This is a genomic window from Shewanella nanhaiensis (assembly GCF_019457885.1).
GTDB lineage: Bacteria > Pseudomonadota > Gammaproteobacteria > Enterobacterales > Shewanellaceae > Shewanella > Shewanella nanhaiensis.
The window spans coordinates 470,248-481,513 of sequence record NZ_JAHZST010000003.1 but is presented as its reverse complement, the minus strand read 5'-3'; the positions used below and the strand labels follow the sequence as shown (position 1 = coordinate 481,513).

The 11,266-nt window shown below is 45.1% G+C and carries 7 protein-coding genes; 3 read left to right on the top strand and 4 right to left on the bottom strand.

Annotated elements, in window-relative coordinates; genetic code table 11:
* Positions 1–204: 204 nt before the first annotated feature.
* Positions 205–1,080 (top strand): cation diffusion facilitator family transporter, encoded by an 876-nt coding sequence (locus K0625_RS06580; RefSeq protein ID WP_220108945.1) that lies wholly within the window; start codon positions 205–207, stop codon positions 1,078–1,080.
* 348 nt (positions 1,081–1,428) lie between these two features.
* Positions 1,429–3,753, top strand: a complete 2,325-nt coding sequence (locus tag K0625_RS06575) for a M4 family metallopeptidase (RefSeq protein ID WP_220108944.1) — start codon at positions 1,429–1,431, stop codon at positions 3,751–3,753.
* A 61-nt stretch (positions 3,754–3,814) separates the two neighbouring features.
* Here the strand turns inward: K0625_RS06575 and K0625_RS06570 are convergent, their stop codons facing one another.
* Together K0625_RS06570 and K0625_RS06565 are read right to left on the bottom strand one after the other, a co-directional pair.
* The gene (locus K0625_RS06570) at positions 3,815–4,066 is read right to left on the bottom strand and encodes a DUF2999 family protein (protein ID WP_220108943.1); all 252 of its coding nucleotides are present in this window, start codon (positions 4,064–4,066) and stop codon (positions 3,815–3,817) included.
* A 99-nt stretch (positions 4,067–4,165) separates the two neighbouring features.
* Positions 4,166–6,487: a methyl-accepting chemotaxis protein gene (locus K0625_RS06565; protein WP_220108942.1), complete on the bottom strand. Its 2,322-nt coding sequence runs from the start codon at positions 6,485–6,487 to the stop codon at positions 4,166–4,168.
* 362 nt (positions 6,488–6,849) lie between these two features.
* Between K0625_RS06565 and mepA the strand changes: the two genes are divergently transcribed.
* On the top strand, positions 6,850–7,686 hold the full coding sequence (mepA, locus tag K0625_RS06560) for a penicillin-insensitive murein endopeptidase (RefSeq protein WP_220108941.1): 837 nt from the start codon (positions 6,850–6,852) through the stop codon (positions 7,684–7,686).
* A gap of 20 nt (positions 7,687–7,706) precedes the next feature.
* Here mepA and K0625_RS06555 read toward each other — a convergent pair whose 3' ends face one another.
* Positions 7,707–10,268, bottom strand: coding sequence for a beta-N-acetylhexosaminidase (locus K0625_RS06555; protein WP_220108940.1), 2,562 nt, complete (start codon positions 10,266–10,268; stop codon positions 7,707–7,709).
* Positions 10,269–10,291: 23 nt separating this feature from the next.
* A complete protein-coding gene (locus K0625_RS06550; protein ID WP_220108939.1) occupies positions 10,292–11,230 on the bottom strand; it encodes an ROK family protein in 939 nt (312 codons plus the stop codon).
* Positions 11,231–11,266 lie beyond the last annotated feature (36 nt).

The following is an 11,266-nucleotide window of genomic DNA, read 5'->3' as shown; positions in this document are numbered from 1 at the left end:
AGCGACAAGCTTTTGTTCGTGACTTGTGGCTTTTGGGCTCTGTTTTAACTCGATTTTTAAAGCTGGATGCTTACCTATGGGGTGCATAGCGTTAGTCTGCCGTCGCACCCACATTTGTTACCGTCACCCAGCCTATGGGGTGATTTAGTACGCGCAGCAGGAAGCTGCGCTTTTTAGAGGTTAATTGCTAACGGAGTACTTTAAATGTCACACAATCATCAGTTTGAAACCAATAGTAAGAAGCTCTATATCGCTATTTTTATTAATATTCTACTAACTATTTTTCAGGTTGTTGGCGGTATCTTAGCTGGAAGTTTGTCACTTTTGGCCGATGCTCTACACAATTTTAGTGATGCTGGCGCGATTATTATTGCAGTTATTGCCCGTAAAATTGGTAATAAGCCTGCCAGTAACCGAATGACATTTGGTTATAAAAGAGCGGAAATTCTAGGCACATTAATCAATAGTGTCTCCCTTATTGCGGTCGGTTTATATCTTATCTTTGAGTCAGTCGATCGTTACTTAAATCCACAGCCTGTTGATGGTTGGATAGTCTTTGCCGTTGCAGGTATTGCTTTAGTCATAGATCTTGCTACCGCACTGTTAACTTACTCATCAGGTGCTAAAGATAATCTGAACATTCGTGCTGCGTTTATTCACAATGTTTCCGATGCCATGGCCTCTGTTGCTGTGATTATTGCTGGCATACTGATCATCAATTTTCAGTGGTATATTGTCGATCTTATTACTACGGCTATTATCTCTATCTATGTCATCTACCATGGTTGGATCTTACTGAGAAAAGCTGTGCTGATTCTGATGGAAGCGACACCTGAAGAGATAGATCTGAAGAGAGTGAAAGAGGAGCTTATTCAGTTGGAAGTGTTAGAGTCAATTGAGCATATCCACTTGTGGGAAATTGCTGATAAACAGTATATGTTTACAGCAAACTTAGTACTGAGCGATAAAGAGAGTTCAGTGGCAGCACTTGAACTCGTGAAGCAGAAACTCGCCAGTGAGTTTGGGATCAAGCACACTACACTTGAGATCATAAATAGTTCATCTAGCTCATCACTCTAGTTAGCCGTAGAGCGGGCTTTTTTATTCACGAGAGGATGTCTGTTTCAAATCCTCTTTGTCACTTTTATCACTACCCAAAAGTTTATATTACTAGTTCTTTTTTGCTCTCAAGATAGCCCTTTTATCTGATTGTCTCCTCTACCTTTGGCTTATAGCATTGAAGTTTGTTTCAACTTGTAACACTTACTTTTCATTCTTGTTACTTGGTCAAACGTGAAACAGAGCATATCCGACCTCCTAGAATTTCAGTCTATTTTTTTGTTGTGTCTGTTTGAACTGGATGTCTTCAGGTTCGCTGCAATATTCAGCGGCAAACTTCCTAATTTTTAATAGAAATGGGCATAAAGCATGATGCTAAATAATAAGATCTCATTAGTTTTTCTCGCTATTTCAGCGGCGCTAAGCTCTCAAGCTATGGCGGCGAATAGCGTCGATGTTTCAAAACTAAAAACTATCCACTCGAGTAACGATATTAACCGTGTTCTTCCCCTTGAGAAAGGCAGCGATTTTAAAGTCGCCAAAGAGGTTAAGCTGGGTAAGATGGGCGTTAAACAGCGCCTGCAGCAATACTTCTATGGTGTTCCTGTATTCGGCTACTCCATCAGTTCAGATGTGTCATCCATGGGGATCTATTCTGATTTGAAGGGCAATATGTTGGGTAATATTGCTCAACCTGAGAGTTTTGTTAATGCCAAACTCTCACCTCAACAAGCTATCGCTGCTTCAATAAAAGGTAAAAATGGGCTGGCAAAGAGTGCTAAGCGTCATAATGAACAAGCTGATCTTTGGGTATATCAAGATGATGCCCAGCAGCCGCGTTTAGTCTATATCACCTCCTATGTTGAGTATGGTGACACACCTACTCGTCCCTTTACTATTGTTGATGCTAAGAGTGGTGCAGTGCTTAAGCGTTGGGATGGTTTAGCTCATGCAGAGGTGGGCACAGGACCTGGTGGTAATGTTAAAGTCGGTCAATATGAGTACGGAACTGACTTTGGTTACATGGATGTGATTGAAGATGGCGCGAGCTGCACCATGGACTCGGCAAATGTCAAAACAGTTAACCTTAATCACGGTACAAGTGGCAGCACTGCGTTTGAGTATGATTGCCCACGCAATACGGTGAAAGAGATTAACGGTGCTTATGCCCCTCTTAACGATGCTCACTTCTTCGGTAATGTTATCTATAACATGTATAGCGATTGGTATGACACTGCGCCATTGACCTTTAAGCTCACCATGCGTGTGCATTATGGTAATAGCTATGAGAATGCCTTCTGGGATGGCTCTGCCATGACATTTGGTGACGGTGCAACTACCTTCCACCCATTAGTGAGTCTGGATGTATCAGCTCACGAGGTGAGTCACGGGTTTACAGAGCAGAACTCTAATCTAGTGTACGCCAACCGCTCAGGTGGCATGAATGAAGCTTTCTCTGATATGGCTGGTGAAGCCGCTGAGTTCTTTATGCATGGCACTAATGATTGGTTAGTGGGCGCTGATATTTTCAAGGCAGATGGTGCTCTGCGTTATATGGAAGATCCAACACTGGATGGGCGCTCTATTGGTGATGCCGCTGATTATTATGATGGAATGGATGTTCACTTTAGCTCAGGTGTCTTTAACAAAGCATTTTATACTCTAGCTAATACCGATGGTTGGAACACTCGCACCGCATTTCAGGTGATGGTGGTGGCTAACCAAGTTTACTGGACGGCTAATAGTCATTTCTGGGATGGTGCTTGTGGCGTGAAAAGTGCGGCAGAGGATCTGGGTTATAGCACAGCAGATGTTGAAGCGGCCTTCATGGCGGTGGGTGTTGAGGCTTGTGTTGAACCTGAGCCAGAGCCAATTCCTGAGCCTACCGTGTTAGAAAATGGGGTATCGATTGTGACCTCTGCTAATGCTGGCAGTAAAGCCTATTACACATTAGCGGTTCCTGCCGATGCGACAGAACTTGCTTTTGCCACCTCTGGTGGAACTGGTGATGGGGATCTGTATGTGAGATTTGGTGAAGCGCCAACGCTTGCAGATTATGATTGTCGCCCTTATGTCAATGGTAATGAGGAGTCTTGTCCTGTTGATACAGCGCAAGAGGGAACTTACTGGGTGATGTTACATGCTTACTCTGCTTATGATGGTATGTCACTTGTGGGTAGCTATGAAGGTACTGATGTGCCGAATGAAGCACCTGTTGCTGATTTCGATGCAAGCTTTAACTTAGGTCAGGCAAGCTTTACCAGCACAAGCACTGACAGTGATGGCAGCATAGTTGATTGGAGCTGGAGCTTCGGTGATGGCGGCACGGGTAGTGGTGAAACTGTCTCTTACGAGTATGCGGCTTCTGGCAGCTATGATGTGAGCTTAACGGTAACCGATGATGATGGTGCTACCTCAGTTTCGACGCAGACCTTTGCTGTTGAAGTTGATGAGGTGACCGAGTTTGACCTAACGGTTAAAGCGGCGAATAAGTCTCGTCGTGGCAGTATTCGTGTCAGACTTATCTGGGATAGCGTTGGTTCCTTTACTGTTTTCCGTGATGGTGTTGAGGTAGCTAGTACCAATAATAGCAGTTACACAGATCGCTTTAGAGACGCTGATGGTACAAGCTTCAGCTATCAGGTATGTGGCGCTAATGGTAGCTGCTCAGATGTTGAAGTGGTGAACTTTTAGTTCGATATGAGCATAAAAAGGCCATCGAATTCTCGATGGCCTTTTTGTTTAGCGCTGAAGGCTAGTTTTGCAGTTGTGCCTTAGCCGCTTCGACTTTGGAGAAGTCTAAACCTAGCTCATCAACGGCCTCTTTAATTAATGCAGGGTTTTGCATCACAAGCGCCATCAGTTGCTGTAGCTGTTCCGGCTGGATCCCTAGCTGTCCAATCATGCCCATGGCCATCATAGGGTTGTCTGTCATCGCCTGAAATAGCTCGTTAATTTGCGCATCAGTTACATTGTGCTCTTTTAAGATCGCAAGAATTGGGTTCATTGCACTACCTTGTATGGGGTTATAGTTAAACTTATCTCAATTCTATCACTCATCGAGTCAAATGGTAGTTTTTGCATATAGCCTAAGTGTTAGAGAGTATTAAACCGTAAATTTTGCGATAGAGAAATCCAGCTGTTCAGCCATCTTGCGCAGATTATCGCTCATGTTTGCCTGTTGCTCACTGCCTGTGGCGGTTTGAGATGCAACGACACTAATGTTAGTGATGGAGCGTAAGATCTCTTCCGTTGCCACGCTCTGTTGTTCCATCGCGGCGGCTATCATGGTGCTGATATCTTCAATATTCATGGTCGAGCGGGTGATCTCCTCCAGAGCTGTTCCAGCTTTCTCAGCCTGCTCAAGACTCTGAGCACTTTGATCTTTTCCTATTAACATCGCTTCGTTTGCATCTGTGACACTGGTATTGAGCTTGGCAACGACATCGCGAATATCTTCGGTTGAGCTCTGTACTCGACTGGCTAGACTACGTACCTCGTCGGCGACAACCGAGAATCCACGGCCATGATCGCCCGCTCGTGCGGCTTCGATGGCTGCATTGAGGGCAAGAAGGTTGGTCTGCTCAGCCATATCATTGATGATATTGAGTAGGCTAGTGATCTGTTGGGACTGGTTAACGACTTGGGTGAGGGCGGTCGATGTAACGCCAACTTGGGTTGATAGCTCTGTCATCATGGAGATGGTGTGCTTAACCTCGACCTTACCTATCTCGGCTTTAGACTCTGCCGCATGGACCGCATCCAGCGCCTGTTGAGTGTTGTGTGAAACCTCTTTAATGGTGACTGACATCTCGGCCATTGCGGCGGCCATAACATCTGAATTACTCTGCTGGTCGATGGCACCACTACTGGCTTGTTGTGTAATAACAGATAGCGAGTTGGCGGTATCCGATAACGCTTTAGTGTTATCTGCTACATCACTGATAACCGTGTGGATTTTACTGACAAAACCATTAAACCCTACGGCCAGTCGACCTGTTTCATCTCGTCTTGTTGAATCGATGCGTTGGGTCAGATCGCCACCTGCTTCGGCTATCTGATTGAGTGAGTTAACCACAGTGTTAATGGGTTTGGTTATCTGGCCTGCGACTATCCAACCGATCAGGCTGGAGGCGCTGACTAAGAGAAGAATAATCCCCAAAGACCAAGTGGTGATATTGCTAGCGAGTACAGATTGTGAGGCAAATGCTTCGGCGACATCAATTTCACTGAGGATCGCGAGCTCTACTCCCTCTATCTCCAGTGGTGCATAGGCAGATAGTACCTCGACATTACGATAGTCTGGGAATGTTGCAAAGCCATGCTCTCCAGCAAGTGCAGCTCTAACTCCTGGACTGTCGACCTTCTGTAGGCCAATGCTGGTATTTTTAGTGTCTATGGCGTTTACCTCTTTTGGGCTGACTCCAGATGAGGCCAGCGCAGCTAAATAGGCTGGCTTATCTTCAAGCAGGAAACGGCTGACTGATTGCATCTTTTGATTTTCATCGATGAGATAGGCTTCACCCGTGTCACCCAGTCCCGACGATGCCCAGTTGTGGTTGAAGGTCATGATGGCATTGATCTCATCTATAGGAGCTTGGAAGATCAATACTCCGATCTTTTGAGTGTCTTTATAGATAGGTGAGGCGATAAAGGCTGCTGGACCCATGTAAGAGGGCAGGTAAGGTTTAAAATTTGAGATGACGGTAAGATCTCTGTTTCCCGTTTTATTGGCAGCTCTATAAGCCTCTGCAATACCACTATCGGCGTAGGGGCCATCGATAAGTGAAGTGGCGAAATCTAACTCCTTAAAAACGGAGTAGACAATATTACCTGTCAGATCATCGATAAGAAAAATATCGTAATAGGAGAACTTCTGTAAAAAGTCACTGATATGTGGATGGTACTCTTGGTGGAGCTGGCTATATTGGCTGCCATCTCCAGCGTTAAGCAGTTTATCTTTCTCACCGAGGGGATTGGGATTTAACGCAATATAACTCTGCTGCAGGGCGAGTGCCTGAGGAGATAAGCCTGTCAGTAAACGATTGGTATTGATTCTCTCCTCTGGGTTTAGGCTATCAAACTGCCTGCTAAACTCCTGTTGGTAATAGCGCTGTAGTTCTTGAGGTTGGCGGCCATCCTCTGTCAGTTGTGGAAAATCTTTGTAGGCCTGCTTAAGCTCCTCCATGGCGGTGATGATCATGCGATCGTTGGAGAGGGTTTGTACTTGCCTTTTGAGAGTGGAATAGTAACGCTCTATCTGATCTTTCTTGATATCACGGATTGAGGTGAGGTGATTCTCTGCTTGCTCATGAATAATCTCTTGACCCATCTTATAGGCGATGAGTCCGACAGCGATACAGGCGATAATAAGAAAAGAGGCTGTGATAGTACCAAACAATAGCGAGAGCTTTGCGCGGATCTGCATAGTAACTTCCTTGTATTAAATCATCCATTTAGCTATTTGTTTTAAACAGCATTCAATTGAGTGTAGGTGCTATTGGCTAGAGCGCAATAACAATGATTGCTATTTACAAATGTAAATGAAACAAAAGGTGTACTGAAATCACAGCGCGCTTGAGCTGATATATCTCATTGGTTAAAGCGGGTTTTTGATATCGACTTAAATACGTAAGTGAGTGCTTACATTTTATACGGTTGCCAACATGAACTACTGTACTCGTTATCATGATGCTGCTGATCTCACTTGCTAGACTTAGCTGATAAAACATCCTAGTTTAGATAAGCTGACTCATTAATCTCTTTGACCCTATTATCCTTGGATCTGCCATGGCTAAATATCTTCTTCTCCTGTGTGTCTTGTATCTAATGTTGGGTTTTACGGCATCGGCTAACCCTTGGGCGCGAGTGGAACAGCCCTTTGATGGAAGTTCTGATGCCATCGGTAGCTATGCCAATGGTTGCTTGTCTGGCGGAGTAGAGCTGGCGAGTGAAGGGGAGGGGTTTCAGGTGATCAGGACCTCACGTAAGCGATACTATGGCCATGCTGATCTGGTGAACTTTATTAATGAGTATGCTGCGACACTTAAGCAAGCAGGTTTAGATGACTTGCTTATTGGTGATATGTCTATGCCTAGAGGTGGTCATTTTACCTCTGGGCACCGAAGTCATCAGATAGGTTTAGATGTGGATATCTGGTTACGTCAGATTGACAGAAAATTGACCGCGCAAGAGGTTGAAAAGCCTCAAAAGCTGGATGTTGTTAACCGACAAGCCTTTAAGGTGAACACAAATTGGTCCGATGCACATGGGGTGATGATACGCTTAGCGGCATTAGATAAGCGAGTCGCCCGTATTTTTGTCCATCCAGTGATTAAGCAGCAACTGTGCAGCCAGGCGGAGCTGGGGAGTGCTTGGTTACAGAAAGTGCGCCCTTGGTGGGGGCACTCATCTCATATGCATATTAGGCTTAAGTGTCCTGAGGATAATCAACTGTGTGAGGAGCAAGCCCAGCCACCAGAGGGGGATGGCTGTGACGAGCTTAGCTGGTGGCAGGAGCAGATGAGTGCGCCGAAAAAAGTGAAAAGCAGTGAAGATAAATCTAAACCAAAACCTAAAAAGAGGAAGCCTGAGCAGTGTATCCCCCTGTTAGGTTCAGGTTTGTGAGCTTGGTTTTATACCGATTATTACAGGGCCAGTGCTCTGCCTTTTCGGCTCAAGTCTTGGCTCATGGCCCTTATTTTTAGAGGCTTTGTCACCTCGCCATTGTCTTGGTATGGCAGCCATTCACCTGATTTTTCTTGATACTCAACAGGGATCCCTGGAAATATTGTTTTAATGGTAAGCTTGCCGTTTTTGAACTTAGCTCCAACAGTGGGAATACGGTAAAACACCCCCGCTTTTTCCAGTTTGAGCAGTTCTTTACGTCCTAAAATGGATGCAAATCTCTGCCAGTCCTGCTCTCTTGCATATATCGCACCTTCGGTAAAATGTTTAGATTGGCTGGAGTAAACTTTACCTGAGTGGTCATAGTCCAGTTCCCACTGAGCTTTATGCCATGCACGTTCAGCTAGCGCTAATAGCCGGGGGAAAAGCATATATTGAGCTTGTCTATCACTGCGAAGCATCTCACTCCAAAGGTGTCCCTGAAGGCCTTGATATTTTACCCCTGATCGTAGTGGGTTAGTGGTATCGTCTGAGCGGTATGCCTGATTGTTGATGTCGGTCCAAATTTCAGCGTGGGCTGGTAGGTTATCGGGCATAAACTCGAATACCTTTTTACTGCTGATATTTCTGGCTGCCCAGTGGTTTCCTGGCTCCTGTGGGTGCGCTTCATAGGGGAAGTCGAAGTAGGTGACCTCGGGGGTTGAGATGATGGTATCCCAATCATAGTTAGCCTGTTTATGGGTGGCGACATGGCCTTGACTATAGAGTTGTGACCAGGAGTTGGTTTGCACCGATTTGGGCATCTTTTCAGGGCGAGTTTCACCCATGCCGTCGTTCCAACCCGCCACTTTTATCTGCTTTTTAGCCAACATGGCTGAAACACGCTCAATAAAGTAGCCATTTAAGCTATGTAGTCCTGCAATCTGTTCGCTGAAGTTACTGCGTAACTGATCGCAAGCGGGGGAGTCTATCCAAGCTCCCGCAGTCTCATCAGCCCCGATATGGTAGGTGGTTAATGGTGTGCCTGCCTGTTGGTGAAGCTGCTGGACCTCATCGATAACCTTGTCGATAAAGAGGTAGGTACTGTCTAAACAGACGTTCAGTGTGTTGTCTTTGTAGTGCTGTATTGAGCTGTATTGGGTTTTATCTTCAGGTTCAACGAGTCGATAGCGCTCAGCGGCTTTTTGATCACCTTTTGCTAAATAGTGACGGTATCTTGCTTCCATTGAGTGAATGGCTGCGCGGCTGTGTCCCGGCATATCTAAAGATGGGATCACTTGAATATGTCGGGCGTTCGCATAAGCTAAAATTTCAAGGTAATCATCGACGCTGTAATAGCCATCACTCTGACTATTGCCGCTGATATCGCTACCAAGTTGAGGCAGCAAGCAGTCATCAGGTGCATTAAAACAGCGCCTCGATCCAACCTCTGTTAGCTCGGCTAAGCCTGGGATCTCAAGGCGCCAACCTTCATCATCGGCAAGGTGTAGATGCAGTTTATTCAATTTATATGCTGCCATCTGATCCAGTGTGCTTAAGATAAAACCTTTAGAGAGGAAGTTACGAGCGACATCGATATGTAGGCCCCTGAATGAGTACCTAGGTTGGTCCTCTATTGTTAAATAGGGGAGGGTTAAACTCTGTGTGTCTATTAACCCGGCCAGCGAGATGAGTCCATAGAATGCACCCACCTGGCTATGGGCGGCTACCTGTATTCCCTGGGCGTCTATGGTTAGTGTGTACTGTTCAGGATGCGTGTCTTTTTCAGGAGATAGATTGACAGATACAGCTAGCCCGTTAGGTGTCTCTGTTACTCCTAACAGCTTTAATCTATTCATTGCTGGGGTGAGTGACTGCTTACTTACTCCTTTTGTTTTAAGCACTATTCCCTTAGTGAGATCTACTTGAGAATGCTTATCTGTGATGATAAGTGATTGTGGTTGAGGGATAAGTTGGGCGCTAATATCGACACTTTCAGATATCGATTGAGTTTGTTGATAGAGGAGAGCGGAGTCGGCCCACTGGGTATTATCACTTTTATTGACCCTGAACTGTTTCTGTTTATCGGTAAACGGCTCAAGATATGGCTGGATCTCTAAGCCTGTTTCAGGATCGAGCCTAATTCTAGTGCTGTCGATAACCTGAGCTTCACCTCCTTGAGTGTGAACGAAGAAGTTAGGCATAAACTCTGAACGGGTGATCTGGCTTCCTTGACTATAGAAGGTGAGTGAGTACTCAGTGCCGGGAGTAAAGGTGTTGAACTCTTTAGTGGGAGTGATGCGGTGAAGATCGCCATTAATGTGCTCAATATCGAATTGGGAAGACTCATTGACAATGACTGGAGTGAGCTGACTAAAGTAGATATTCCAGTTAGTTAAGTTTAATGGCTCTTTAGTGGTTAAGCGGATACGAGAGTAGTAACACTTTTCCAGCTCTTGGGGACAAAGTTCAGGTGAAGCGTTTAAAAGCTCATAGCTAACTTGAAGGTGCTTGGCAAAGTCAGTGACTTGAGCTTGCTGGCTCTGTGCTGCGGCATGAGCAGATGACATTGCCAGTAGGCTTACCATTAAGATCCTTCTCATATCTGTCTTCCTTTTTATTGTTATTAAGAGGGCTGAGGTGATGTTAGGTATGATTCAGCTGAGAGCTCTTTAGAGTTAACTATTTGGGCCGCGGCCTCTGTTTTTTTATTCTGATCACATTGATTAAGGTAAAGCTGGGCTGCGCCTAGCAGGGCCGTATCTCTATTGGACGATGGGACTATGTTAAGGTTTTCAATTACTTTACTATAGGGGAAATCTGCAAGTCCTAGCCATAGCTCCTTTTGAAAGAGATCGAATGAGCGAGCGACAGAACCGCCAATCACTATGACTTGCGGGTCAAGAATCAGCAGCAGATGGCTGATAGCGTGAGCTAAGTGACGACCAAATTGAGAGTAGGCTTCAATAGCGTAAGCTTCACCCGCCCTTGCTTTTACTGCCAGATCAGTGCCTGAAGCGCCTATATGTAGATCGAAGAATCGTCCTGAGCAGTATTCATCAATAGTCGAAGTGAGATAACTGACTTCACCAATCTCTCCGGCACTACAGTTATGACCTTGATAAAGCTCATTATTAATAATGAACCCTGCGCCTACACCTGTGCCAAGGCATAAACCTATGATGTCATCATAACCTTGCCCAGCACCGAATCTGTGTTCGCCTGCGGTGAAGCAGTTAACGTCATTATTGATATAGACATCTAAATGATAACGTCGCTGAAGCGCACTTTTGAGATCAAATTCTTTCCATGCGGGTATATTAACGGCGTCATAAACCATCCCTAGCTGAGTATCGACAATGCAAGGTACACCGATGCAGATAGCGGTTGTACTTTGAATTAAAAAACCATCAATGCAGTTAATAATAAAGCACTCAATTTCACTCAAACTTGCATTAGCGCAAAATTTGAATGATCGTGAATCCTCTATTACACCGTTAACATAACGGCCTGCATTGATTTTGGTGCCACCAATATCAAGAGTGACAAGTGAAGGAAAACTCATATTAAACCTAGACGTTATTCTGATTTTTTAATTACA

Coding starts and splice junctions, on each gene's coding strand:
- K0625_RS06580 (WP_220108945.1), top strand. CDS start 205: ATGTCACACAATCATCAGTTTGAAACCAATAGTAAGAAGCTCTATATC.
- K0625_RS06575 (WP_220108944.1), top strand. CDS start 1,429: ATGATGCTAAATAATAAGATCTCATTAGTTTTTCTCGCTATTTCAGCG.
- K0625_RS06570 (WP_220108943.1), bottom strand. CDS start 4,066: ATGAACCCAATTCTTGCGATCTTAAAAGAGCACAATGTAACTGATGCG.
- K0625_RS06565 (WP_220108942.1), bottom strand. CDS start 6,487: ATGCAGATCCGCGCAAAGCTCTCGCTATTGTTTGGTACTATCACAGCC.
- mepA (WP_220108941.1), top strand. CDS start 6,850: ATGGCTAAATATCTTCTTCTCCTGTGTGTCTTGTATCTAATGTTGGGT.
- K0625_RS06555 (WP_220108940.1), bottom strand. CDS start 10,268: ATGAGAAGGATCTTAATGGTAAGCCTACTGGCAATGTCATCTGCTCAT.
- K0625_RS06550 (WP_220108939.1), bottom strand. CDS start 11,230: ATGAGTTTTCCTTCACTTGTCACTCTTGATATTGGTGGCACCAAAATC.